We start from the raw sequence: 23,631 nt of genomic DNA, 5'->3' as shown, positions 1-23,631 counted from the left end.
GGCCTCATGAAAGGGGCTGTCATGCCCGGACTGTTCATATCGTTCATGCGCACCGCCGTCCCGATGGTGGCCGGCTGGCTGCTCACCCTCACCGTCAAGGCCGGGGTGACCATCGACTCCGCCGCCGTGGAGTACGCGGTCAACGTCGCCCTGGTCCTCGTCTACTACGGGGTGTTCCGCGGGCTCGAGGTGCTCGGCACCCGGCTGCGCGGCACGGCCCTGCAGACGTTCGCCGGCATCCTCCTCGGCTGGGCCCGGCCCCCGCAGTACCCCAAGGCAGACGCGGACCTGCCGCCGCTCACCGGCACCTACACAGGGACCAGCGGCACGTCCTGACGCTCTGCTCGCACCACCAGTAAGGAGCCACCTTGGATGCCACCACCCTCGGAGCAGTCCTGGCACTCGTCGGGGTGCTGTCCGGCTCGGTGGTGGCCTACCTCGGCAAGCGGGGCGAGAACGCCACCACCCGCTGGAACGCCGAGATCGACCAGATCCAGGAAGAACGCGACGGGCTCCGCAAGGAGCTGACCGAGCGTGACACCCGGATCTCTCTACTGCTCGAGCAGCGTGTGACGGACCAGGTAGAGATCGCACGGCTGCGCGTCAAAGTCGTCGAGTTGGGAGGCGATCCATCGTGACCCGTGCCGAACGGGCTCTTGCTGGACACTGGCGGTGGATCGCCGTCTTCTGCTGGCTCCTCGCGCTGTCCGGCGCGGCGGTCATCGGATGGTCCTGGTACACACAGTTGGCCAACGAGGCCGACCGCCGGGGCGAGGCCGTCAGCACCCTGGCCTCCGACGTCCGCATATTGCGCGCGCAGGTGAAGGCCTCGGGCGAGACACCGAAGGCACCCGACCCGAGCCAGGCCGTGAAGGACCTGGACGACCGGACCCGCGTCCCCGTACCCATCCCGGGACCGCGCGGCCCGCAGGGCGAGACAGGCCAGCCCGGCAAGCCCGGGCCGTCCGGCTCCCCGGGGACAGACGGCAAGGACGGCACGGCCGGCGTCCCCGGAACAGACGGAGCGCAAGGACCAGTAGGTCCAACCGGACCGGCCGGGCCGCAGGGCCAGCAAGGGCCGCAGGGCGACCAAGGGGACCGCGGTGAGCAGGGACCGGCAGGGCCGACGTGCCCCGACGGGTACAGCCTGCAGGCCCCGGCATGGGACCCGAGCGCGCTGGTGTGCCGCCAGGACGGCGGGCCCTCTGACAGCGGCAGCTCACCGTCGGCACCATTGGCGCTGGCGTTGGACCCTCAGCGTCGGCAGTACCCATGACCTCTACCTGGTAGCGAGCGACGGCCCCCACCGCTTCGGCGGTGGGGGCCGCTTCGTTATGCCCGGGTTGTACAAGCCGACAAGGAGCGCGTCGCGCCCTCCGGCGGACTCGACGGGGTATAGGAGATTCTGGCAAAGTCAGGCTCGAAGGAGGTGACACCATGGGATTCCCCGTGGACCTGACGGCTGCGCTTACAGGAGCGTCCGTGTGGCAGCTCGCTAGCTGGCGTAAGGATCTCCTCCAGCCCGAGGTTCAGAGCAACCCCGTCTTGTACTCCTTCCGTGACCTCGTGGCGCTGCGGATGTTCGTCCGTTTGCGCGCCGAGGTGCCCCTGCAACGCATCCGAAAAGCTGTGAACACTATGCGGGACTGGGACCTCACACAGCACCCGTCCCGCTACACACTGCTCACTGACGGCGACACTGTCTTCCTGAAGGAACACGACCGGACGATCGACCTCGTCCGACGCCCCGGCCAGGAAATTCTCCTCAGCGTCGAGGACGCCTTCGCCCCCTTCACGAATCTGCAAGGCCGAGGCGTCGTCGACTTCCGCCGCCCTCGGCCCCACGTGGAGGTTGAGCAGCAGCGCCTTGGTGGCTGGCCCACTGCCGCCGGCACCCGAGTTGCCTACGACACCATCGCCAAGCTCGTCGAGGGCGGCGTCCCTCCCCACGACGTCGAACGCTTCTACCCCAGCGTTACCCAAGCTGCCGCAGTGGACGCAGCGGACTTTCACGCGGAAGTAACTCAACTCCGCAGGACGGCAGCGTGAAGTTCTTCCTCGACGAGAACGAATCTCCAGCAGTCCTCGCCCCGCTGCGCACCGTCTTCTTCCGCCACGAGTTCACGTCGGCACACGACGAAGGACTCCGCGGCACCCTCGACCCCGACCTGATCCGGGAGGTCAAAGGCCGCGGGTTCGACGCCATCATGACGCAGGACCGGAACCAGCTCTCCAACCGCGACGAGCGGGCGGCGTACATAGAAACTGGCCTCCACTGGATCGGCCATCGCGAGCCCGACGCGGCTGGGCTCCAGCTCATCGCCGCCACAGCTTCCGCCTACCTGGCCGCGATGCCGCACATCCTCGACGCACTGTCCGAGGTGACCGGAGCCCACTCATTCCGAGTCGTGAACTTCCCCCAACAGGTCGGGCAGCGAGTCAAGATCAGTCCACTGAATCTGTAGCCGAACGCAGCCTCTGCTCTCGAGCACCGCCACGGCCCCACTGCTTCCGGCGGTGGGGCCGTTTCCTCATGCCTGCGGGTGTATGGCCTGACGAGCTCGCGTGATCACGTGCTGGGCGTCGGCCCCGTACACCGCCGACTCCCGCAGCGTCCTCCATGTGCGGAGGTAGGTGTCGACGCTGGCCTGGTCGTCGACCCACAGCTCAGCATGCCAGTTCTCCACGATGACCTGCCGGTCGTCGTAGAGCCAGAAGGCCGTGGCCGGTGGGATCTTGACGGACGCGGACAGCGGGATGATCCCGAGCTCCACGGTGTCGAGCCCAATGGTGCCGGCTAGGCGGTCCAGCTGAGCGGTGAGGACCGCGGGCGGGCAGACCAAGGTGTGGAGTGCGGGCTCCCACAGCAGGAGGTGGAACTTCTTCGAGGCGTCGTACAGCGCCTCCTGCCGCTTCATCCGGGAGCGCACGGCCTCCTCGGCGTCGCGGGGCGTGCGCTGCAGCTCGGCGTACCGGGTGAAGATGTGCCGGGCGTAGTCAGCCGTCTGCAGGATCCCGAAAACCATGGACGTCTCCCAGCCGCGGAACACCGTGGCGTCGACGTGCGCGCTGAGGTGGGTGTCCTGAACGGCCTTGTGCCCGGCCGCTAGCTGCCGACGCCATGAGCGGATGTGGGACTCGAAGCCCCGCAGGCGGGCGAGCAGTTCGTCATACGCCTCGGGCTGGCCGGTGGCCTCCGCCCAGCAGTGCAGGTCCTCGGGTGTCGGGGTCTGCTTCCCGTTCTCGAGACGGCTGACCTTCGACTTGTTCCAACCGTGCCGCTCGGCGAGCTGTGCACCGGTGAGTCGGCCGCCGGGGGCGGAGAGCCGGAGTTCACGAAGTCGTACTCCAAGGGCCTCTCGTGCCTGCTGGTAGTCCGTGCTCACCGGCGCACCCCTTGCCTACTCTCCTGCGGTCAGCCGCGCCGCGTACTCGTCGTACGGGATGGCGTGGTGCATCGCGGCGTCGCGGGCCATCGCGTACCGCAGCACAGCGGCCGGCTCGCGGATGAGCTCGACGTTGACGAGGTTGTCGGCGTCGTCGAAGTTGAGCAGGGCGACCAGCCTGGAGTCAAAGATCCAGAAGTCTTCCTGCGGCAGGCCCACCCTCTCAGCATCCGAGCGGGGGAGGCTGAGGATGATCTCGCCGACGGCGCTGTTACGGCGCGCGTTGTCGAGGAGATAGAGCTGGCCGGTGGTGGGCGGCGTGTCGATGATGCGGACACGTTCGAACCTTTTGCCCAGCGCGGTCTGGTCGCGCCGCTCGGCGCACCATGCGGCGTCGACGCCGTCCCAGTTCACGGGCTCGCCCCTGGTGAACTGGGCGTAGGTGTCGGTGGTCTCGTCCGAGGCATAGCGGCGGCGCGTCTCCAGCCGCCAGGCGGTGTGCTCGAAGCGGGTGAACAACTGGTCGAACTCGTCCAGGCCGATGATGTCCGGCACGCGGTTGACCTCCTTGGGGCCGAAGTCGACGAGCACTTCGCGCGGCACCACGATGGGCACCTCGCCCTCGCCGAGGTGGCGCAGCTGCGCGACGTCGTCGGGGTCGGTGAGTACCGGCCCGTGCACGATGATGTCCCCGGTGTCCAGGTCCTCGTGGACGGACGGGCATCCGTTGACCCCACTACCCGTGCCGTTGAAGCGCAGTTGACGTGCCATGGCGTTTCCCTTCGCTGTACCGGGTGGGGCCCCTAGCGTCTACGAGACGAGCGCCGTGTGGCTGTGATTCCTCTGGGCCATTTCCGCAACATCCCGCAACTCGCGGCGACGGGTGTGCAACTTCGCGCAACTTCGATGGTGCCCCACAACGTCCCGCTCCTAACGTCCTGTTCATGGCCTCAGCACCCGCACCGCCCAACGCCGACGACGTCGACGCCTTCGCCGCCGTGGAGTCCCTCCGCGCCGCGCTCGACGAGGCCGGGATCGTGCTGCCCTCCCTCAGGGCGGACCCCGCCTCGCCCTCACTCAACCTCGTCGACCTCGGGCGGATCCGCGCGGACGTGGCCATGCGACTCGCGCACGCACTCCAGCGAGGAGAGCCCACCACATGACCACCGCCGAAGACCTCTCTGCCGAGTGCACGCTCGGCCGCCAGCCCGCCTACAGGAACGTGCACGCGCAGTGTCGGCAGACGAAGGACGTACCGCTGCCTCACTCCACGGGCATCCTCCTCGTGCGCCGGTGCAGCTGCTCGTGCCACCGGGGAGCGCAATGACCGCCACGCCCGGCCCCGCCCGGCCCTCCCAAGACCTGCGGGCCGACTACGACCTCTCAGCCCTCGGCGCCGCGATCGTGCGCTCCTCGAAGAAGCCCTCCGCCCGCGTCGCCGCCCAGGCGCTGGCCGACGAACGCACCATCCTCGCCCTGCCCCCGGTGCAGGCAGCCCTCATCGTGCAGGAGAGGGGCAAGCCTGTGGCCGTCTGGGAGAGGCTGATGGGACGCCTCTACACGCTGCCACTGGACAGCGAACAGCGGGCGTTCCTAGGACTCGTACTGAGCATGCTGTCCATCGGCTCCACGCCGCTCGCCGCTGCGTCTGACCTCAGCGGGGAGCGGTTACGGATCATCACCCAGGCGGTCCTCAGGCTGGCCGACGACGACAGCATCGCCATCGGCACCCGCATCTAGGCCCCCGCTACCGGCCTCCGCCGATCGAGCCGGTAGCGGGCCGAGCGCGGCCGCCTCCGCCACCCCCGTCGGGGGCGGCCGCTCCACCAACCAACTCGGCAAGGGATACCCCGATGGCGTCAGCAATCCTGATCAGAGTGTCCAGGCGGGGAGAAGCGTGCCCCTGCTCGATGCGGCTGTAGCTCGCCACGTCGATCCCGCTGCGCTCGCACAACTCGCGCTGGCTGAGGTTGTGCCACTCGCGGACGTGGCGGATGTGTGCACCCACCTCGCGGCGGCGGGCGATGACCCGGTCGTCGGGCGGTGTGGGACGTGACACCCGTCCACGCTGTCGACGCCATGATCTCCTGTGATTAGGGTCAACCCTAATTTGCATGATCTTGGAGGTAGGGGGAAACGGAACGGAGTACCCCCCTCCTCGTTCGGCCCTCTCGCTCCTGCCCCCCAGGCGGACGGGAGGGACCGCGGCGCCCCCGCCCTGTGCGGGGGCGCTGTCATTTCCCGTGATCGCGGATGGCCGCATTTCTACTCAGAGCCCTGAGGTCCTGGCAGCCCCAGCCGGAGGGCCGTTCCCACGGGAACACGGACCCGCGCTGAGCTACATTGAGCGTCATCGAACGACATCGAATGACATCCATTTGTCCGGGTATTCCACATCGCTGCAGGTCACGGTATGTTCAAGAAAAGGGTTCGAGTCCCGTCACTCACCCTGAGTAACCAAGGGCTGACCTGTGGAAACAGGTCAGCCCTTGGTCGTTCACCCGATCTCGAACGCAGGTGGCCGCAGGCCTGCCAGGCATCCCGTCCCCGGTTTCGCCGGAGTCTCGAAGAACGAGGCGGTGATCGCCTGCGCGCAGGGCGACTCGGCGAACGCCACATGGGCGACATAGGGGATCGTGACGGCCGTGGACCGGCTCAGCGTACGGGCCGCGTAGGCACCGTTGCTCGGCGCGGTCTGGGCGTCGAACCCGCCCGAGACGACGAGCGTCGGGATGTCGCTGCGCGTCACCTTCCGGATCGAGCGCGGCGCGGCGGGGACACGCCAGGCCCGGCAGTCCGCCTCGAGGAAGGCCAGCTGCGGAGCGTTGGCCAGCAAGGAGCGGGGGAACGACGGGAACGCGTGCCGCCCGGCCCGGACGACGTCGGCCTGGCTCTCGTACGGTGTCCACTCGCCGCAGAACACGCCGTAGGCGAGCCCGTGGGAGACCCTGCCCATGGCCTGGGGGCTGAGCTTGCCGCCCGCCCACTGTTCGGCGATCCGCCGCGGGTTGCCGTGCGCCAGCTCGTCGATGGAGCGGGGCACTCCGGCCGCCACATGGGTGGCCGAGGTCAGCCAGGTCAGCAGGGCAGCGCCGTCCAGCACGACCTTCACCGGCGCCTGCCGGCCGGGGATCGTGACGGTGGTCCTGACCGGCCGGGCGTCGAGCTTCAGGACGAGGCGTTCGAAGGTGGCCTTGAGGTGCGGATAGCGGCTGTCGCAGGCGCGCTGCTTCGCGCAGGCCTTGAACAGGCCGTCGAAGCCCTCTCGGGCGGCCTTCCAGGTCACGGCCCCGCCGGCCAGGGACGGCGGCAGGACGCCGTCGATGCCGACCGACCGGATGCCCTTCGGGTGCAGACGCATATAGAGGAGCGCCAGGTCGGTGCCGTACGAGATGCCGAAGACGTTCCACTTCTTGATGCCCAGCGCCGTGCGCAGGTCGGCGTAGTCCGCGGCGCTCTCGGTGCCGTTGTAGGCCTTGAGGTCGGCCCCGCGGCTCACCAGCTGTTTGCGGCATGCCCGCGTCGCCTCGACGTGCAGCCGCCCGGTGGACGGCGCGTTGTAGACCAGGCCGACGGCGCGGGCGTTGAACTCGTCGATGTCCGGGCAGGTGAGCGCCGGGTCGGCCGAGTAGGTGCCCCGCTGGGACATGAAGATCACGTCGCGGTCGCGGTTCAGGCCGCCGTCGATCGCCATCGGGATCTCCGAGACCGCGTCGTCGCCGGGGCCGCCGGCGAACCACACGATCGGGTCGGCCGCCGGTCTGCTCGTGGCCGCCGGCACGATCGCGACTCCGAGGGTGATCTTCCGGCCCTTGGGCCGGGCCCGGTTCTCGGGCACGGTGAGCGTTCCGCAGCGGGCCTTCTTCAGAGCGGGGACCGGGTCCGCGGTCCTCGGGCAGGGGCCCGGCGCGAAGCGGGCGTGGCCCGCCGTACGGGCGGCCGTGCCCAGGGGCGTGGGGGCTTTGGGCTCGGCCGCGGCGGGCGCCGCGGCGAAGCCTGCGACGAGGACGCCGGCCGTCGCCCCGGCCAGTGCGGCCGGGAGCCGTCGCACGGTGCGTCGGCGGTGGGGTGGGCGCAGGGACATCATCCGTACTCCGGTTCAGGGGTGATGGTGAACGGCTTCGGCGCGAGTCCTGCCACGCAACCGGTGTCGGGCGCGGTCGGATGCGCGAGGAAGGAGGTCAGGACGCCCTGCGCGCAGGGCGACTGGGGGACCACCCAGTGGCCGATGCCGGGAATCCGCACGGCGGTCGAGCGCGACAGAGTGCGGGCCGCGTACGGCCCCCAGCTCGCCCCGGTCTTCGCGTCGAACGTCCCGGAGACGACGAGCGCGGGCACGCCGCTGACGGTGGCCACCCGCTGGACGGCGGTGCGGTCCGGAACGTTCCAGACGCGGCACACGTCGTGCTGGAAGGGCAGTTGCGGTGCCTGGGCCAGGACGGTGTCGGGCCACCCGGGGAAGTTCCGGCGCCCCGAAGCGAGCACGTCGTGCCGGGAGAAGCCCGGCACCCACTCGCCGCACGCCACCGAGTTCGTCAGGCCGTGGGCGAACTCGCCGACGACGGGCGTCGCGCCGGCGGCACGCGCCCGGGCGAAGCGTTCCGGATGTCCGCGGGCGAGTTCGTCGAGCGCCGCGGGGACGTCGACGGCCGGCAGGGCGCCGCCGTCCGCGACCAGCAGGTTCACCAGCGCGCCCCCGTCGAGGACGACCTTCACCGGGCTTCCTCCGCCCGGCGGCTCGGCCGTCACCGTCAGGGGATGCGCCTCCAGCCTGCGGACCTGCTCCGTCAGGGTGCGGTGGAGGTGCGGGTAGCGGTTCTCGCAGCGCGGCTGGGCGGCGCAGGCGTCGAAGATCGCGCCGATCCCCTCCCGGGCGCTGTCCCAGGTCCACGGCAGGCTCACGACCTGGGGAGGCGCGACCGAGTCGATCGCCACCGACCGGATCCCGCGGGGGTGCCGGCGCAGGTAGGTGAGCGCCAGGTCGGTGCCGTAGGAGTACCCGTAGACGTTCCACCGGTCGATGCCCAGGGCCCTGCGCAGATCGGCGAAGTCGGCCGCGTTCTCGGTGGTGTTGTAGGCGCTCAGGTCGACCCCGGCGGCCGTGAGACGGTCCCGGCACTCCCTCGTGGCGCGCACCAGGAGCCGCCCGGTCGACGGAGCGTCGTAGAGCAGCCCCACGGCGTCGGCGTTGAACCGGTCGATCTCCGGGCAGGCGAGGTTCGGCTGGGAGAAGAGCCCGCCGCGCTGGGTCATGACGATGAGGTCGCGGTCCCGGTTCACCTGGGAGTCGATCAGGAAGGGGATGGCCCCGATCGCGTCGCCTCCGGGGCCGCCCTCCATGAACACCACCGGCTCCTTGGCCGGCGTCGCCGACGCGGCCGGAACGATGACGACGGCCAGCCGGATGGTCGGGCCGCCGCGGCGGGCGCGGTTCTCGGGCACCTCCAGGAAGCCGCACCGCCCGGGGACCGGTTCGGGTGCCGCCGGGCAGGGGCCGGGCACGAACCTCGCCGGAGCCTGCGGCCGGGGTGCGTCGCCCCGGGGTGACGCGGCGCCCGCGGGTGCCGGGGCGGCCGTGCCCAGGAGGGCCAGACCGGCGGCGGCCAGCGCCGCCCCGGTGCGCGCGCCGCCAAAGCGCCGCCGTGGGTGCGGGCGCCGCTCCCGCGGTCGTCCGGTCCTGCCGCCGCTCCCCCATACGGACGGCAGGCACCCCGGATCGATGTCCTGTTCCGTCATGTGATCCCGTCTCTCCGACGTGGCGGTGCCGCCCCGCTCGGGACGGCATGCATGGCTCGGCCCGCCGACACGGGGCTGGGGCGGGCACGCGTACGCCAGCCTGTGCCCGAGGGGAGACGTCCACCACTCGTGGACTCCGCCGGGGGGTCCGCCATTCGGCCGGTCGAGGGGATCTCCGGCAGGGTCGAGGACAATCCGGGGAGTCACGAAAGAAACCGGAAGGCCGCCGTGCTCACCACGCCCCTCGCCACCGCCCGCCTCGCCCTCCTCCCCTTGTGCGTCGGGCACGCGGAGGAGATGGCCACGGTCCTGGACGACCCGGCCCTGCACACCTTCATCGGCGGCGCCCCGAGCACGCCCGAAGCGCTTCACACCCGCTACGAACGTCTCGTCGCCGGCTCTGCCGACCCGGCCGTCTCCTGGCACAACTGGGTTCTGCGGCTCACGGCGGAGAACCGGCTCGTGGGCACCGTCCAGGCCACGGTGAGCGCGGACCACGCCGAGATCGCCTGGGTGGTAGGCACCCCGTGGCAGGGCCGCGGTCTCGCCTCCGAGGCGGCGCGGGAGCTGGTGGCGTGGCTACGGGACGAGGGCGTCCGTACGATCGTCGCCCACATCCATCCCGAGCACTCGGCCTCGGCCGCGGTGGCCCGGGCGGCGGGGCTGGCACCCACGCGGGAGACGCAGGACGGCGAGGTCCGCTGGCGGCTCGACACCGCGCCCCGCACCCACGGCTAGGCCGTGTCCGCGGCCTAGGGGGTGTTTCGAAGGTCCCGCACAGCACCCGCGGCGCCCGGCACGTACGCGCGCCGCACCGGCCGAAACCCCAAGTACGTCCAGTACGAGGGCTTTCGTCCGGCACGCCGAGGGCACGCACCGGACACCGCGGGCACCGCACAGGACGTTCGAAACACCCCCTAGGACGAGGCCCGTCCCACCAGATCCGTCGCCAGCACCACCTGTCGTCGCTCCAGGCCCCGGGACACCGCCGGGCGGCGGTCCGCGATCTCCGTGAGGAGGAGGTCCAGCATCCGCCGGCCCATCTCCTCGATCGGCTGGCGCACGCTCGTCAGGGGCGGGTCCATGTGGCGGGCGATGGCCGAGTCGTCGTAGCCGACCAGCGCCACGTCCTCGGGGATACGACGGCCCGCCTCGCGCAGCGCCTGGCGCGCACCGGCCGCCATGACGTCCGAGCCCGCGAACACCGCGTCGAGGGCCGGGGTGCGGGCCAGCAGCTCGGTCATCGCCCGGTGCCCGCCCTCCTCCGTGAAGTCCCCGGGCTCGATGAGCCCCTCGTCCACCTCGTGCCCGGCGTCCCGCAGGGCGTCGCGGTAGCCGTCGACGCGGCGCTGGGCGCCGTAGACGTCGAGGCGGCCGGTGATGTGGGCGATCCGGGTGCGACCGCGGGCCAGGAGGTGTTCCACGGCCGAGCGGCCGCCGCCGTAGTTGTCGGAGTCCACGGAGGGCAGCGTCTCGCCGGCCGAGCGCGGGCCGCTGATGACCGCCGGGATCTCCAGTTGGGCCAGGAGGTCGGGCAGCGGGTCGTCGGCGTGGACCGAGACCAGCAGGACACCGTCCACGCGGTGTGCCGCCAGGTACTGGGCGAGGCGTTGGCGTTCGCGGTCGCTACCGGCGAAGATCAGCAGCAACTGCATCTCGGTGTCGGCGAGTTCGGCGCCCACACCGCGCAGCATGTCCGAGAAGTACGGCTCGGCGAAGAAGCGGGTCTCCGGCTCGGGGACGACCAGGGCGATCGCGTCCGTGCGGTTGGCCGCGAGGGCGCGGGCGGCCGTGTTGGGGACGTAGCCGAGTTCGGCGACCGCCGCCTCCACCGCCGCGCGGGTCGCGTCGCTGACCCGGGGCGATCCGTTGATCACCCGGGAGACCGTGCCGCGGCCCACGCCCGCCCGGGCGGCCACCTCTTCGAGGGTGGGCCTGCCGCCGCTGCGGCCCCGCGCTCCGTGGCTTGCCATGGGCTCCGCCTTCCCGCCGTTGTCATCACGCTGGCCTGGAATCTAACAGTCCCGACCACCAGGCCCCCGCGGAGCCCAGCAGTCCGCTATGTACCGAACTGGACCAAATGCGCATCACTCGCCGGGGTTAGCTAACAGCCGGATAACTGAACGCACCTCTCCGTGTCCCCACCCTTGACACCCCCGCCCGAACCGACGACTCTTCAACACATCACCTGTGGGAGCGCTCCCACAGTACCTGACACATACACATCCCGCACGTTCCCCGCCCGAGCCGCAGCGAGAAACAACGGGCCCAACCATGCAGTTGGCCGGGGGGTCGGCACGTCAGGGCAACAGGAGGACGCAATGCGCGCACGTACCCGAACCGCCCGCCGGGCGGTAGTCCTCGCGGCGGTCGCGTCGCTGGGCGCCGGGCTGCTGGCCGGCTGTGCCGACGACGGCGGCGACGACGCATCCGACGGTTCGTCGTCCGGCAGCGGCAAGGGCAAGACCACGATCACTCTGGGTCTGTTCGGCACGTTCGGCTTCAAGGAGGCGGGCCTCTACGCCGAGTACGAGAAGCTCCACCCGAACATCAAGATCGAGGAGAACGTCACCGAGCGCAACGAGAACTACTACCCGGCGCTCGTCAACCACCTCACCACCAACAGCGGACTGATGGACGTCCAGGCCATCGAAGTCGGCAACATCGCCGAGGTCGTGGCGACCCAGGCGGCCAAGTTCGTGGACGTCTCCAAGATCTCCGGCGTGGACAAGAGCAACTGGCTGGACTGGAAGTGGGCCCAGGCCACCGCCAAGGACGGCTCGACGATCGGGCTCGGCACGGACGTCGGCCCGATGGCCATCTGCTACCGCAAGGACCTCTACGAGGCGGCCGGTCTGCCCACCGACCGCGCGGAGGTCGCCAAGCTGTGGACGGGCGACTGGAACAAGTTCGTCCAGGCCGGCGAGCAGTACAAGAAGAAGGCCAAGGCGGGCACCTTCTTCATGGACTCCCCCGGCGGTCTGCTCAACGCCATCCTCGGCAGTGAGAAGGAGAAGTTCTACGACTCCTCCGGCAACATCATTTACAAGTCGAACCCGGCCGTGAAGACCGCCTTCGACCTGACCGCGAAGGCCGCCGAAGAGGGGCTGGTCCAGTCCCAGACGCAGTTCCAGCCGACCTGGGAGCAGACGATCGCGAACAGCAAGTTCGCCACCATCGCCTGCCCGCCGTGGATGCTCGGCACGATCAAGGGCAAGGCCAAGCCGGAGGACGCCGGCAAGTGGGACGTGGCGACCGCGCCCAAGTCCGCCAACTGGGGCGGCTCCTTCCTGGCCGTGCCGAAGAGCGGCAAGCACGTGAAGGAGGCCGAGGCGCTCATCACCTGGCTGACCGCGCCCGAGCAGCAGACGAAGCTGTTCAAGGTGCAGGGCAACTTCCCGAGCGCCCCGAGCACGTACACCTCCCCCGAAGTGACCGGCGCCAAGAACGAGATGACCGGTGACTCCCCGATCGGCACGATCTTCGCCGAGGCCGCCAAGACCGCCCCGGTGCAGGTGATCGGCCCGAAGGACCAGATCATCCAGCAGGGCCTGAGCGACAACGGCGTGTTCCTCGTGACCAAGGGCAAGTCGGCGAAGGAGGCCTGGGAGACGGCCACCAAGACCATCGACAACAACCTGGACAAGTGACCCGTATGGCCACCCGCCACGACACCGCCGCGCCCCCCGTGAAGGAGGGGGGCGCGGCCCCGGGCCGCCCGCCCGCGGAAGCCGCACAGGCTGAGGCGCGGCGCCGGGACCGGCTCTCGCGCCGCTGGCAGCGGGACATCCGCTGGTCCCCGTACGCCTTCGTCTCGCCGTTCTTCCTGCTGTTCCTCGCCTTCGGTCTGTTCCCGCTGGTCTACACGGGCTGGGCGTCGCTGCACCAGGTGGAGATGACCGCCCCCACCGACATGACGTGGGTGGGCCTGCGCAACTACACCCGGATCTTCGACGACGAGTTCTTCTGGAACGCGGCGAAGAACACCCTGACCATCGGCATCATCTCGACGGTCCCGCAGCTGCTGATGGCGATGGGCCTCGCGCACATCCTCAACTACCGGCTGCGCGCCTCGACGTTCTACCGGGTCGCGATGCTCGCGCCGTACGCGACCTCGATCGCCGCCGCCTCCCTCGTCTTCGTGCTGCTGTTCGGCCGCGACTACGGCATGATCAACTGGGCGCTGCACTTCGTCGGGATCGACGCGATCGACTGGCAGAACGACAAGTGGCCGTCGCAGATCGCGGTCTCCACGATCATCATCTGGCGCTGGACGGGCTACAACGCGCTGATCTATCTGGCCGCGATGCAGGCGATCCCGCAGGATCTGTACGAGTCGGCGGCGCTGGACGGCGCCAACCGCTGGCAGCAGTTCTTCCATGTGACGCTGCCGTCGCTGCGGCCGACGATCCTGTTCACGGTCGTCGTCTCCACGATCGGCGCCAGCCAGGTCTTCGGTGAGCCGCTGCTGTTCGACGCCAACAAGGGCGCCTCGGGCGGCGCGGAGCACCAGTTCCAGACGCTCGGTCTGTATCTGTACGAGCAGGGCTGGGTCAACCAGCACCTGGGCCGTGCCTCGGCGATCGCCTGGACGATGTTCCTGATCCTGATCGTCGTCGGCATCGTCAACTACGTCATCTCGCGCCGGCTGCGCGCCAGTAGTTAGGAGGACCGGCCGTGACGACGACGACCCTGACCAAATCCGAGCCGGAGGACGCCGTGCCGGCGGCCCGCCGGGTACGCCGGCCGAAGTCCGCGCGGGCGGGCGGCCAGCACCACGGCGGCCCGATCGCCTACGCCGTCCTGATCCTGTTCACGATCGGCTCGCTGTTCCCGCTCGTGTGGACGGCGATCGCCGCCTCCCGCGACAACAACCGGCTGGCGCAGACGCCCCCGCCGCTGTGGTTCGGCTCGAACCTGTTCAAGAAGCTGGACGTCGCCTGGACCGACGCCAACCTCGGCAAGGCCTTCCTCAACACGACCATCGTGGCGGGGACGTCGGCGGCGACGATCGTGGTGCTGTCCACGATCGCCGGTTTCGCCTTCGCCAAGCTGCGGTTCCGGGGCAAGGGCGCGCTGATGCTGATCGTGATCGGCACGATGATGGTGCCGCCGCAGCTCAGTGTGATCCCGCTGTACATGATGGTCGCCAAGCTGGAGTGGACCGATCAGCTCCAGGCGGTGATCCTGCCGTCGCTGGTGAGCGCGTTCGGTGTGTTCTTCATGCGGCAGTACCTGATCCAGGCGCTGCCCGACGAGATCATCGAGGCGGCCCGGGTGGACGGTGCGAACAGCTGGCGCGTGGTGTGGCACGTGGTGTTCCCCGCGGCGCGCCCCGCGATGGCGGTGCTGGGCATGCTGACGTTCGTCCAGACGTGGAACGACTTCCTGTGGCCCTTCCTGGTGCTGAGCCAGACCGGCAACCCGACCGTGCAGGTCGCGATCGCGGGCCTCGGCCGCGGGTACACGCCCGACCAGTCCCTGATCATGGCCGGCGCGCTGCTGGGCACGCTGCCGCTGCTGGTGGTCTTCGCGGTCTTCGGCAAGCAGATCGTGGGCGGCATCATGCAGGGCGCGGTGAAGGGCTGACCTCTTGCGATCCAGGGGCCGGGTCACCGCCGCCCCGGCCCTTTTCACCCCACTTCCCCCCAATCTCGTCGGCCTCGTCGGCCTCGACGACCATCCATGGGAGCGCTTCCATGACTGATCCCGTCACCCCCGTGACCTTTCCTCCCGCCTTCCTCTGGGGCGCGGCGACCTCCGCGTACCAGATCGAGGGGGCGGTGCGGGAGGACGGCCGCACCCCGTCGATCTGGGACACCTTCAGCCATACGCCGGGCAAGACCCTCGGCGGCGAGCACGGTGACATCGCTGTCGACCACTACCACCGCTACCGCGAGGACGTCGCGCTGATGGCGGAGCTGGGCCTGAACGCGTACCGCTTCTCCATCTCCTGGTCCCGGGTCCAGCCGACGGGCCGCGGCCCGGCCGTCCAGCGCGGCCTGGACTTCTACCGCCGGCTGGTCGACGAGCTGCTGGCGAACGGCATCAAGCCGGCCGTCACCCTCTACCACTGGGACCTGCCGCAGGAGCTGGAGGACGCGGGCGGCTGGCCGGAGCGCGACACCGCGTACCGGTTCGCGGAGTACGCGCAGATCGTCGGCGAGGCGCTCGGCGACCGTGTGGAGAACTGGATCACGCTCAACGAGCCCTGGTGCAGCGCGTTCCTGGGCTACGCGTCCGGGGTGCACGCGCCCGGCCGCACCGACCCGGCGGCCTCCCTGCGCGCCGCCCACCACCTGAACCTCGCCCACGGCCTCGGCACCTCGGCGCTCCGCGCGGCCATGCCGGCCCGCAACACGGTGGCGATCAGCCTCAACTCCTCCGTCGTACGGCCCCTTTCGCAGTCGCCGGCCGATCTGGCGGCCGTCACGAAGATCGACGACCTGGCCAACGGCGTCTTCCACGGCCCGATCCTGAAGGGTGCGTACCCGGAGACGCTGCTCGCGGCCACCTCCGGTCTGACCGACTGGTCGTACGTCCTCGACGGCGATCTGCGGGCCATCCACCAGCCGTTGGACGCGCTGGGTCTGAACTACTACACGCCCACGCTGGTCTCGGCGGCCCGGGAACAGCCGAAGGGTCCGCGCACGGACGGCCACGGCGCGAGCGACCACTCCCCCTGGCCCGCCGCCGACGACGTCGCCTTCCACCAGACCCCGGGCGACCGCACGGAGATGGGCTGGACGATCGACCCCTCGGGCCTGCACGAGCTGATCATGCGCTACACGAAGGAAGCTCCCGGGCTGCCCCTCTACATCACCGAGAACGGCGCGGCCTACGACGACAAGCCCGACCCGGACGGCCGCGTCCACGACCCGGAGCGGATCGCCTACCTGCACGGCCACCTCTCCGCGGTGCGCCGGGCCATCGCCGACGGCGCGGACGTGCGCGGCTACTACCTGTGGTCCCTGCTGGACAACTTCGAGTGGGCGTACGGCTACGGGAAGCGGTTCGGGGCGGTGTACGTGGACTACGCGACGCTGACCCGGACGCCGAAGTCGAGCGCGCACTGGTACGGCGAGGCGGCCCGCACGGGCACCCTGCCGTCCCCCGCACCCGCGACCACCTGACCCGGGGAAGGGGAGGGGCGCGGCACGTCGAGGGGGCGTGCCGCGCTCCGGTGGTTTCCCAGGGGGCCGCTCAGAGGGTGCCCGGCGCCGCAAGCCGTTGGGTCGGCTGCCCCGTCACCGACGCGATCGTCCCGAAGTCGTTGTCGTGGTGCGGCATGGTCAGCCCCTGGAGTTCGGCGGTCGCGGCGACGAGCGGATCCACGGCACCGGCAGAACGGTGCCGCCCCTTCTCGGTGAGCTCCCGTTGCACGTCCCACGCCCGTATCACGGCCCGATCGTCCAGAGGCGCCCAGCCGAACACCGCATCCAGGTCGCGGACCGGTTCGGTCCGGTCCTCGGCGTTCCTTGCGCTGTGGAGAAACTCGACCTCGGTCAGCGGGCAGCGGGCGATCAGCCCTTCTTCCAGGGGCTTCTCCCAGAGGGTACGAGCCGGCCGCTTCAGGATGCGCACGAGGGCGCTGGTGCAGGTGGGGCGTTCGGCGATCCGTCCGTTCCGGCTCAGCGGTCGCTTCGCCGTCCGGCGGCCCTCCGTGCCCCGATCCTCGATCGAGCGGTGTATCTCGCACTCCAGGACCGACTCCCACGTCAGGGACGCCTCGCCCGGGTCGGTGAGCCGGGTGCTGATCCGGCGGCCGGCCAGCTGCCGTTCGACGGCCGCGAGGATCTCCTCCTCGGTCGGTCTCGTCGCCAACGCAGCTCCCCTCGCCGACGGGTGACACACGCGAGAAGAGCAGGGCAGGAGGCCCCCAAGTCGACGACAAGGGGGCCTCGTCCACGGGGACTACAGGGCGCGCGGCTCCCGTACGACCGCCACCCCGCCCGGGGGAACGGACACCGATCCGCCCAACACCGGCTTGCCGTCCAGCAGTTCCACCGACTCGGCGGCGACGGCGATCTCCGCCCCCGCGCCCGCGTGGTCGATCAGGAAGAGATAGTCGGCCTCGGCGCCCCGGCGGCGGACCGCCTCCACCCCCGGCGGCAGGACGGCGTCCAGGACCGGCCGTACGTCCGACTCCTCGCGGATCCGGTGCAGCAGCGCGGCCAGGGTCGCGGCGTCGGGCAGGGTCGCCACGTACCAGGCGGTGCCGGTGCCGTAGCCGTGGCGGGTGATCGCCGGGACGCCGGTCAGGGGGCCGTCGGTGTACGAGGACACGGTCTGCGCCCCGGCCGTGCGGACCCGCTCCGACCACAGCGCGCCCGTGCCGCCGTTGTCGAGACCGACCGTCTGCCCCGGCAGCAGCGGGAACACCTCGTCCGTGCGGACACCCAGCGCCTCCCGGAACGCGCCCGGGTAACCGCCCAGCCGCACATGGCAGTTCTGGTCCACGGCCCCGCTGTGGAAGCCGACCACCAGTGTGCCGCCCCGCTCGGCGAAACCGGTGAGGTTCGCGGCGCCCGCGTCGTCCACGAGGTACAGGCTGGGCGCGAGGACCAGCCGGTACGCCGACAGGTCCGCGTCGGGCCGTACGAAGTCCACGGCGACACCCGCCCGCCACAGCGGCTCGTACCAGGAGCGGACGAGCTCCAGGAAGCGGACCGCCTCGCTGGGCTGCGAGGGCAGTTCCAGCGCCCACTTGGCGTCCCAGTCCCAGACGATCGCCGTCTCGGCGGTGCCGGTGCTGCCGCGCACCTCGGCCAGGGCCTTCAGGTCCGCGCCCAGTGCCACCACGTCCCGCCAGATCACGCTGTCCGTGCCCGCGTGCGGCAGCATCGCGGAGTGCCACTGCTCGGCGCCCGCCTTCGCGGCCCGCCACTGGAAGTAGGCGATGCCGTCGGCGCCGTGCGCCACGTGCGCGAGCGCGTTGCGCCGCAACTCCCCAGGGCCCTTGGCGCGGTTGACGGGCTGCCAGTTGACGGCTCCGGTGGAGTGCTCCATCAGCAGCCAGGGGCCGCCGGCCAGCGACCGTACGAGGTCACCGCTCATCGCGATGTCGATCTGCGACTCGGGGTCGGTCGAGCGCAGGTAGTGGTCGTTGGAGACGATGTCCAGCTCCGGCGCCCAGCGCCAGTAGTCCAGCGCGTCGAAGTTGTACATCACCATGAAGTTGGTGGTGGCGGGGATCGCGGGAGCGGCCTCGGCGAGCACCGCGCGCTCCGCCGTGCACAGCGACAGCAGCGCGTCGCTGCAGAAGCGGCGCCAGTCCAGCCGGTGGGTGGGGTTCGGGACCGCGCCCGTCGCCCGGGGCGGGATGATCTCGTCCCAGTCGTAGTACCACTGGCTCCAGAAGGTGGTGCCCCAGGCGTCGTTGAGCGCCGCGAGGTCGTCGGCGTACCTCTCCCGCAGCCAGCGGCGGAAGTCCTGGGCGCTCGTGTCGCAGAAGCACTCCGCGTTGTGGCAGCCGTACTCGTTGTGGACGTGCCACATGACGACCGCCGGGTGCTCGGCGTACCGCTCCCCCAGGGCCCGCGCGATCCGCAGGGCGGCCTCGCGGTAGGCGGGGCTGGACGGGCAGAACGTCTGACGGCTGCCGTACGACAGGACGCGGCCGTCGTGGTCCACCGGCAGCGCCTCGGGGTGGGCCTTGAAGAACCAGGCCGGCGGGGCCGCCGTCGGGGTGGCGAGGTCGGCGGCGATGCCGTGGGTGTACAGCAGGTCGAGGACCCGGTCGAGGCGCGAGAAGTCGTAAGCGCCCTCGGACGGCTCCAGCAGCGCCCAGGAGAAGATGTTGACGCTGACCATGTTCACCCCGGCCTCGGCCATGAGGCGCACGTCCTCGGCCCAGACCTCCTCGGGCCACTGCTCGGGGTTGTAGTCGCCGCCGTAGACGATCCCGGGGACCTTCAGTTCTCGTTCCATCACTCGCCTCCCGACAGCAGCCGGCGCGTGGTGTCCACGCCCCACGGATCCAGGGAGAGCAGACGGTCGCTGGAGGCCATCAGGCCACCCGTCGCCTCCACGTGCGCGGCCCAGCGCTCGCGCGTCTCCACCGCCGGACGGGCCATCAGGCAGTCCGGGTCGTTGATCCACAACCGGCCGTGCTGCCACTGCCGGGCGGCGCCGGTGAACTCGGCCGCGTCCTGCCCGGGCTGGCTGAAGTCACCGGCCTCGGGAGCGCGGTGCGGTGCCGTGTCCGGGCTGACCCGCATCGCGTCGAACAGGCCGATCGACGGCAGGATCGGCGCGCCGCAGCCCAGCAGGTACGCCTGCGGGCCGATCGCGGCACGGATCAGCGCGATCCCGTCCCGGTACGCGGTGAGCGGGTCCACGGCGGTGTGCCGTACGCCGTCCAGGGCGCCCGCGTACAGGAAGTCGACCTTGAAGTAGTCGTAGCCCTCGGCGCGCAGGGTGCGGAACACGTCCGTCAGGTACGCCGCCGCCCCGGGGTGGGTGGTGTCGAGGACGTACAGGTCGTGGCCCCAGTTGCGCCCGGCGTGCGCGAAGCCGCCGTCGGTGGAGCGGACCAGCCAGTCGGGGTGCCCGGCGGCGAGCGCGCTGCTCGGGTCGACGAGGAAGGGCGCGGTCCAGATGCCGGCGCGCCGGCCCCGGGCCCGGATGGCCTCCGCGATCCCGCGGCGGGAGCGGAAGCGGCCGGAGAGGGTGAGCCAGTCGCCGAGCGCCTTCTGGTAGCCGTCGTCGATCTGGACGACGTCGACGGGCAGGTCGAGGGTGTCCATCGCACGCAGGTTCTCGTGGATGTCGTCCTCGGTGACGTCCGTGAAGTACTCGTACCAGGAGCACCAGACGGTGGGCGCCGGGCGGGGCGCGGGGACGCCCAGGCCGGACGCCCACTCGGCGAGCAGCGAGGGGACGTCCGTGCCCGTGAACTCCTTCACCGGCCCGTCGGCGCTGACCTCCGCGACCGGTCCGGCCGGCGTGAGACGGAGGGAGGGCACCTCGTGGACCGGGTCCGGCGCGGCCCACAGCCGGACGGGTGAGCCGTCGCCGGGGTCGAGCGCGAGGAGGCCCTCGCCCTGGAAGACCCCCGCGGGGACGGTGACCCCGGGGCGGTAGCAGACGGTTGCCCAGTTGTCGTTCGCCGGGCGGTGCGGGAGTGCGTCGAGGGCGTAGGCGCCGCTCGGGCTCCAGGACTGCCAGCCCTCCTCGTGGACACGGGCGCGCCGCGGGTCCACGGGGACGGAGGCCACCGGGGTGAAGGGGTGGTGCACGGGGGTCTCTTTCGGAAGAAAGGGCCTCAGCCCTTGTTGGCGCCGAGGGTCAGTCCGCTGACGAACTGCCGCTGGAGCGCGAAGTACACGATCAGGGTGGGGATCGCGGTGAGCAGGGCGCCTGCGGCGACCAGGTTGGGGTCGGTGAAGTACTGGCCGGAGAGGTTGTTCAGGGCCGAGGTGATCGGCATGTTCTCACCGGTGGAGATCAGCACGATCGCCCAGAAGAAGTCGTTGTAGATCCAGATGGACAGCAGGGTGGCGAGGGCGGCCATGGCCGGTTTGCACAGCGGGAGCACGATCTGCCAGTACAGGCGCCATACGGAGGCGCCGTCGACGAGGGCGGCCTCGGTGAGCTCGTGGGGCAGGGAGCGCATGTAGTTGCTGAGCACGAAGGCGCAGAAGCCGGACTGGAAGGCGACGTGGATGAGGACCAGGCCGAGTGCGGAGTCGTACAGCTTGCCGCTCATGGTGATGCCGGGCAGGTCCACGAGCAGGTAGAGCCGGTACAGGGGGGTGATGATGACCTGCTGCGGCAGGAGGTTGCCCGCGGTGAAGACCAGGAGCAGGAAGAGGTTGACCCGGAAGTCGAAGCGGCTGACGTAGAACGCCACGCAGGACGACAGGAACAGGGTCAGCAGCACCGCGGGGACCGCGATGAGCAGCGTGTTCCCGAAGTAGTGCGTCATGTCGGACTGGGTGAAGGCGTTGGTGAAGTTGTCCAGGCTCAGTTTGTCGGGCCAGGAGACGTAGCCCTTCTCGCTGGTCTCGGAGTACGGCCGCAGTGCCGCGAACAGTGCCCACAGCAGCGGCGCGAGCCAGGCCAGGGACGTGACGATGAGGAAGGTGTGCAGCAGGATCCGGGCGGGGCGCACGGGGGTGCGCTGCTTCAGGGGCAGGGCGGGGGTGCTCATGCGCTCCGCTCCTTGCGGAAGGTGGAGATGAGATACGGGATGATCACGGCGAGGGAGATGACCAGCAGGACGACGGCGATGGCTGAGCCGTATCCGATGCGGCTGGACTCGCCGATGATGTTGTTGGTGACCAGGATCGAGAGCAGTTCGGTGCCCTGGGCGCCCTTGTTGAAGACGAAGACGAGGTCGAAGGCGCGCAGTGCCTCGATGATCGTGACGACCAGGACGACGGTGTTGGTGGGGCGCAGGGTGGGGAAGACGACGTTCTTGAACGTCTGCCACTCGTTGGCGCCGTCCAGGGAGGAGGCCTCGCGCAGGGAGGGGTCGACGCCCTTGAGGCCGGCCAGGTAGAGGATCATCATGTAGCCGGTGTGGCGCCAGCAGGCGGCGACGAGGATGGCCCACAGGTTGAGGTGCGGGTCGCCGATCCAGTCGATGTAGTGGCCGGGTTTGTTGGCGCCGATGATGCTGTTGATCAGGCCGGTGTCGGGGTTGTAGACGAGCTGCCAGACGAATCCGGTGACCGCGAGGGAGACCACGACCGGGAGGAAGTAGGCGGTCTGGTAGACGCGGCTGAAGCGGATGTTCTTGTCGAGCTGGACCGCGAGGAAGAGCCCGAGCGGGGTCGGGATCAGGATCAGCACGACGAACCAGATGACGTTGTGCTGGACGGCGGGCCAGAACTGCGGGTTGTTGGTGAACAGCTCCTTGAAGTTGTCCAGTCCCACCCACTTGATGGAGTCGAAGCCGATGCCGTCCCAGGTGGTGAAGGCCAGGGCGATGGAGGCGAGGGCGGTGACCCAGACGAGGGTCACGTGCAGGATCGTCGGCACCCCGGCCATGAGGCCGAGGGTGAGCCGGTCGCGGCGGGTCAGCAGACGGCGGTGGCCCTGCGGAACCCGCTTCTTCGAGGACGCGCCCCGAGGCGGCCGGGCGGCCGCCTGCGGGGACTTCGTGGTGGTGTCGGTGCTCATGGGGTACGGGCGTCGCGCTCTCAGTTGGAAGCGAAGATCGTCTTCTTCTGCCGCTCGATCGAGGTGAGCAGGCTGTCGATCCCCTTCGGGTCGCGGACGAACTTCTGCAGCGCGGGCTGCATGACCGTGGAGGTGAAGTCGGGGCGGCTGTCGCGGTCCATGAACTGCGTCAGGCTCTTCGCGCCCGAGATCATCTCGTACGCCTTCTTCTGCAGGGCGGTGTACGAGGAGGTGTCGGCCTTGGAGGAGGCGGCGACGACGCTGGAGTCGGCCTTGAGGTAGATCTGCTCGGCCTCGGGGGTGCCGAGGTACTCGAGGAGCTTGGTGACGCCCTCCTTGTTCTTCGGGGCCTTGGAGACCATGAAGCCGTCGGTGGGGGCCTCGACGGTGTCCTGGCCGAACTCCGAGTTGATCTCCGGGAAGGCGAAGAAGTCGAGGTCGTCCAGGTCCGCCTTGTCGGTGAACTGCTGGGCGACGAAGGAGCCGAGGAGGTACATGCCGGCCTTCTTCGACACCAGCGTCTGGGCGGCGTCCTGCCAGGTACGGCCCAGCGAGCCCTCCTGGTGGTACGGCAGCAGCTCGGCCCAGTGGTCGAAGGCGGCCTTGACCTTGGCGTCGGTCCAGGAGGCCCTGCCCGCCATCAGCTCGACGTGGAAGTCGTAGCCGTTGAGCCGGAAGTTGATCTGGTCGAAGGTGCCCATCGCCGGCCAGGCGTCCTTGTCACCGAAGGCGATCGGGGTGAGCCCGTCCTTCTTCATCTGCTTGCACAGGGTGATCAGCTCGTCCCAGGTGGTGGGGACGGTGTAGCCGTGCTGCTGGAAGACACTCTTGCGGTAGAAGAGCGCCCAGGGGTACGTGTACAGCGGCACGAAGTAGTACTTGCCGTCCGCGCCCTTGCTGAGCTTCTTCATCGCGTCGGGGAAGTTGTCCCCGATCTTCGCCCACACGTCGTCGATGGACGTGGCCAGGCCCTTGGCCGCGAAGAACTGCATGCGGTAGCCGGCGAACCAGTTGAACACGTCGTCCGGGGTGCCCTGGAGGTAGGTGTTGATCTGCTCCTGGAACGTGTTGTGGTCCTTGGTGTTCACGTCGACCGCGATCCCGGACTGCTTCTTGAAGGCCGCGTAGATCTCGGCGAAGGCCTTCTTCGGCACCGCGTCCGACGCGTTGGAGCCGAGGCTGACCGTCTTCGGGTCGGAGGAGGTGCTGCCGCCTCCACAGGCGGACAGCAGCGGTATGCCGGCGCCGAGGACGGCCGCGCCGCCTATGCCGCGCAGCAGGGTGCGGCGACTCGGGGAGGGGAGGTGGAGGCGGCCGGAAGGGGAGAGGTCGTGCATGAAGCGGCTCCTGACAGCAAGGTTCGGTCATGGGGGTCTGACTG

At 70.1% G+C, this 23,631-nt stretch carries 24 protein-coding genes; 12 read left to right on the top strand and 12 right to left on the bottom strand.

Going from position 1 to position 23,631, the window contains the following annotated elements:
- Nucleotides 1–21: 21 nt before the first annotated feature.
- From OG852_RS30460 to OG852_RS30440, 5 genes are all read left to right on the top strand, one after another.
- The gene (locus OG852_RS30460) at nt 22–336 is read left to right on the top strand and encodes a hypothetical protein (protein WP_330349560.1); all 315 of its coding nucleotides are present in this window, start codon (nt 22–24) and stop codon (nt 334–336) included.
- A gap of 32 nt (nt 337–368) precedes the next feature.
- Nucleotides 369–638, top strand: a complete 270-nt coding sequence (locus OG852_RS30455; RefSeq protein ID WP_330349559.1) for a hypothetical protein — start codon at nt 369–371, stop codon at nt 636–638.
- Nucleotides 635–1,276: a collagen-like protein gene (locus tag OG852_RS30450; protein WP_330349558.1), complete on the top strand. Its 642-nt coding sequence runs from the start codon at nt 635–637 to the stop codon at nt 1,274–1,276. The genes OG852_RS30455 and OG852_RS30450 overlap by 4 nt, the downstream gene beginning before the upstream one ends.
- 161 nt (nt 1,277–1,437) lie before the next feature.
- Complete coding sequence (locus tag OG852_RS30445) at nt 1,438–2,049, top strand: DUF433 domain-containing protein (RefSeq protein WP_330349557.1); 612 nt, start codon at nt 1,438–1,440, stop codon at nt 2,047–2,049.
- Entirely contained in the window at nt 2,046–2,465 is a 420-nt protein-coding gene (locus OG852_RS30440; protein WP_330349556.1) for a hypothetical protein, read from the top strand. Before OG852_RS30445 ends, OG852_RS30440 begins: the two co-directional genes overlap by 4 nt.
- A 66-nt stretch (nt 2,466–2,531) precedes the next feature.
- On the opposite strand, the gene OG852_RS30435 is transcribed toward OG852_RS30440, so the two are convergent.
- Together OG852_RS30435 and OG852_RS30430 are read right to left on the bottom strand one after the other, a co-directional pair.
- Nucleotides 2,532–3,386 (bottom strand): helix-turn-helix domain-containing protein, encoded by an 855-nt coding sequence (locus OG852_RS30435; RefSeq protein WP_330349555.1) that lies wholly within the window; start codon nt 3,384–3,386, stop codon nt 2,532–2,534.
- A gap of 15 nt (nt 3,387–3,401) precedes the next feature.
- Complete coding sequence (locus OG852_RS30430; protein ID WP_330349554.1) at nt 3,402–4,157, bottom strand: DUF6879 family protein; 756 nt, start codon at nt 4,155–4,157, stop codon at nt 3,402–3,404.
- A 173-nt stretch (nt 4,158–4,330) separates the two neighbouring features.
- Here OG852_RS30430 and OG852_RS30425 point away from each other — a divergent pair, with 173 nt between their 5' ends.
- Together OG852_RS30425 and OG852_RS30420 are read left to right on the top strand one after the other, a co-directional pair.
- Nucleotides 4,331–4,549 (top strand): hypothetical protein, encoded by a 219-nt coding sequence (locus OG852_RS30425; RefSeq protein ID WP_330349553.1) that lies wholly within the window; start codon nt 4,331–4,333, stop codon nt 4,547–4,549.
- 160 nt (nt 4,550–4,709) lie between these two features.
- Nucleotides 4,710–5,126: a hypothetical protein gene (locus OG852_RS30420; RefSeq protein WP_330349552.1), complete on the top strand. Its 417-nt coding sequence runs from the start codon at nt 4,710–4,712 to the stop codon at nt 5,124–5,126.
- Nucleotides 5,127–5,133: 7 nt separating this feature from the next.
- On the opposite strand, the gene OG852_RS30415 is transcribed toward OG852_RS30420, so the two are convergent.
- The 3 genes from OG852_RS30415 to OG852_RS30405 all read right to left on the bottom strand — a co-directional run bounded on the left by OG852_RS30415 (nt 5,134) and on the right by OG852_RS30405 (nt 9,122).
- Complete coding sequence (locus OG852_RS30415; protein WP_330349551.1) at nt 5,134–5,445, bottom strand: helix-turn-helix domain-containing protein; 312 nt, start codon at nt 5,443–5,445, stop codon at nt 5,134–5,136.
- A 438-nt stretch (nt 5,446–5,883) separates the two neighbouring features.
- Nucleotides 5,884–7,473 carry an alpha/beta fold hydrolase gene (locus OG852_RS30410; RefSeq protein WP_443064581.1) on the bottom strand — a complete coding sequence of 530 codons (1,590 nt, stop codon included), beginning with the start codon at nt 7,471–7,473 and terminating at the stop codon, nt 5,884–5,886.
- On the bottom strand, nt 7,470–9,122 hold the full coding sequence (locus OG852_RS30405) for an alpha/beta fold hydrolase (protein WP_330349549.1): 1,653 nt from the start codon (nt 9,120–9,122) through the stop codon (nt 7,470–7,472). Before OG852_RS30405 ends, OG852_RS30410 begins: the two co-directional genes overlap by 4 nt.
- Nucleotides 9,123–9,350: 228 nt before the next feature.
- Between OG852_RS30405 and OG852_RS30400 the strand changes: the two genes are divergently transcribed.
- Nucleotides 9,351–9,860: a GNAT family N-acetyltransferase gene (locus OG852_RS30400; RefSeq protein WP_330349548.1), complete on the top strand. Its 510-nt coding sequence runs from the start codon at nt 9,351–9,353 to the stop codon at nt 9,858–9,860.
- Nucleotides 9,861–10,039: 179 nt separating this feature from the next.
- On the opposite strand, the gene OG852_RS30395 is transcribed toward OG852_RS30400, so the two are convergent.
- Nucleotides 10,040–11,095, bottom strand: coding sequence for a LacI family DNA-binding transcriptional regulator (locus OG852_RS30395; RefSeq protein WP_330349547.1), 1,056 nt, complete (start codon nt 11,093–11,095; stop codon nt 10,040–10,042).
- A gap of 348 nt (nt 11,096–11,443) precedes the next feature.
- On the opposite strand from OG852_RS30395, the gene OG852_RS30390 reads away from it, so the two are divergent.
- From OG852_RS30390 to OG852_RS30375, 4 genes are all read left to right on the top strand, one after another.
- Nucleotides 11,444–12,772, top strand: a complete 1,329-nt coding sequence (locus OG852_RS30390; RefSeq protein ID WP_330349546.1) for an ABC transporter substrate-binding protein — start codon at nt 11,444–11,446, stop codon at nt 12,770–12,772.
- A gap of 5 nt (nt 12,773–12,777) precedes the next feature.
- Nucleotides 12,778–13,788, top strand: a complete 1,011-nt coding sequence (locus OG852_RS30385; RefSeq protein ID WP_133911792.1) for a carbohydrate ABC transporter permease — start codon at nt 12,778–12,780, stop codon at nt 13,786–13,788.
- An 11-nt stretch (nt 13,789–13,799) separates the two neighbouring features.
- On the top strand, nt 13,800–14,711 hold the full coding sequence (locus tag OG852_RS30380) for a carbohydrate ABC transporter permease (protein ID WP_133911309.1): 912 nt from the start codon (nt 13,800–13,802) through the stop codon (nt 14,709–14,711).
- A gap of 110 nt (nt 14,712–14,821) precedes the next feature.
- Complete coding sequence (locus OG852_RS30375; protein WP_330349545.1) at nt 14,822–16,255, top strand: GH1 family beta-glucosidase; 1,434 nt, start codon at nt 14,822–14,824, stop codon at nt 16,253–16,255.
- A gap of 70 nt (nt 16,256–16,325) precedes the next feature.
- On the opposite strand, the gene OG852_RS30370 is transcribed toward OG852_RS30375, so the two are convergent.
- The 6 genes from OG852_RS30370 to OG852_RS30345 all read right to left on the bottom strand — a co-directional run bounded on the left by OG852_RS30370 (nt 16,326) and on the right by OG852_RS30345 (nt 23,587).
- Nucleotides 16,326–16,739: a PIN domain nuclease gene (locus OG852_RS30370; protein WP_443064666.1), complete on the bottom strand. Its 414-nt coding sequence runs from the start codon at nt 16,737–16,739 to the stop codon at nt 16,326–16,328.
- A 297-nt stretch (nt 16,740–17,036) separates the two neighbouring features.
- The gene (locus OG852_RS30365) at nt 17,037–19,052 is read right to left on the bottom strand and encodes a beta-galactosidase (protein WP_330349544.1); all 2,016 of its coding nucleotides are present in this window, start codon (nt 19,050–19,052) and stop codon (nt 17,037–17,039) included.
- On the bottom strand, nt 19,052–20,362 hold the full coding sequence (locus OG852_RS30360) for a glycoside hydrolase family 36 protein (protein ID WP_133911306.1): 1,311 nt from the start codon (nt 20,360–20,362) through the stop codon (nt 19,052–19,054). Before OG852_RS30360 ends, OG852_RS30365 begins: the two co-directional genes overlap by 1 nt.
- 26 nt (nt 20,363–20,388) lie before the next feature.
- Nucleotides 20,389–21,276: a carbohydrate ABC transporter permease gene (locus OG852_RS30355; RefSeq protein ID WP_330349543.1), complete on the bottom strand. Its 888-nt coding sequence runs from the start codon at nt 21,274–21,276 to the stop codon at nt 20,389–20,391.
- A complete protein-coding gene (locus OG852_RS30350; RefSeq protein WP_133918296.1) occupies nt 21,273–22,250 on the bottom strand; it encodes a carbohydrate ABC transporter permease in 978 nt (325 codons plus the stop codon). Before OG852_RS30350 ends, OG852_RS30355 begins: the two co-directional genes overlap by 4 nt.
- Nucleotides 22,251–22,270: 20 nt before the next feature.
- The gene (locus OG852_RS30345) at nt 22,271–23,587 is read right to left on the bottom strand and encodes an ABC transporter substrate-binding protein (protein ID WP_330349542.1); all 1,317 of its coding nucleotides are present in this window, start codon (nt 23,585–23,587) and stop codon (nt 22,271–22,273) included.
- Nucleotides 23,588–23,631 lie beyond the last annotated feature (44 nt).

Source organism: Streptomyces sp. NBC_00582, assembly GCF_036345155.1.
Lineage (GTDB): Bacteria > Actinomycetota > Actinomycetes > Streptomycetales > Streptomycetaceae > Streptomyces.
Note: the sequence above shows the minus strand (reverse complement) of the source record. Positions and strands in the feature narration are given on the sequence as shown.

Coding starts and splice junctions, on each gene's coding strand:
- OG852_RS30395 (WP_330349547.1), bottom strand. CDS start 11,095: ATGGCAAGCCACGGAGCGCGGGGCCGCAGCGGCGGCAGGCCCACCCTC.
- OG852_RS30350 (WP_133918296.1), bottom strand. CDS start 22,250: ATGAGCACCGACACCACCACGAAGTCCCCGCAGGCGGCCGCCCGGCCG.
- OG852_RS30420 (WP_330349552.1), top strand. CDS start 4,710: ATGACCGCCACGCCCGGCCCCGCCCGGCCCTCCCAAGACCTGCGGGCC.
- OG852_RS30405 (WP_330349549.1), bottom strand. CDS start 9,122: ATGACGGAACAGGACATCGATCCGGGGTGCCTGCCGTCCGTATGGGGG.
- OG852_RS30445 (WP_330349557.1), top strand. CDS start 1,438: ATGGGATTCCCCGTGGACCTGACGGCTGCGCTTACAGGAGCGTCCGTG.
- OG852_RS30365 (WP_330349544.1), bottom strand. CDS start 19,052: ATGGAACGAGAACTGAAGGTCCCCGGGATCGTCTACGGCGGCGACTAC.
- OG852_RS30460 (WP_330349560.1), top strand. CDS start 22: ATGCCCGGACTGTTCATATCGTTCATGCGCACCGCCGTCCCGATGGTG.
- OG852_RS30375 (WP_330349545.1), top strand. CDS start 14,822: ATGACTGATCCCGTCACCCCCGTGACCTTTCCTCCCGCCTTCCTCTGG.
- OG852_RS30345 (WP_330349542.1), bottom strand. CDS start 23,587: ATGCACGACCTCTCCCCTTCCGGCCGCCTCCACCTCCCCTCCCCGAGT.
- OG852_RS30425 (WP_330349553.1), top strand. CDS start 4,331: ATGGCCTCAGCACCCGCACCGCCCAACGCCGACGACGTCGACGCCTTC.
- OG852_RS30430 (WP_330349554.1), bottom strand. CDS start 4,157: ATGGCACGTCAACTGCGCTTCAACGGCACGGGTAGTGGGGTCAACGGA.
- OG852_RS30390 (WP_330349546.1), top strand. CDS start 11,444: ATGCGCGCACGTACCCGAACCGCCCGCCGGGCGGTAGTCCTCGCGGCG.
- OG852_RS30385 (WP_133911792.1), top strand. CDS start 12,778: ATGGCCACCCGCCACGACACCGCCGCGCCCCCCGTGAAGGAGGGGGGC.
- OG852_RS30410 (WP_443064581.1), bottom strand. CDS start 7,473: ATGATGTCCCTGCGCCCACCCCACCGCCGACGCACCGTGCGACGGCTC.
- OG852_RS30355 (WP_330349543.1), bottom strand. CDS start 21,276: ATGAGCACCCCCGCCCTGCCCCTGAAGCAGCGCACCCCCGTGCGCCCC.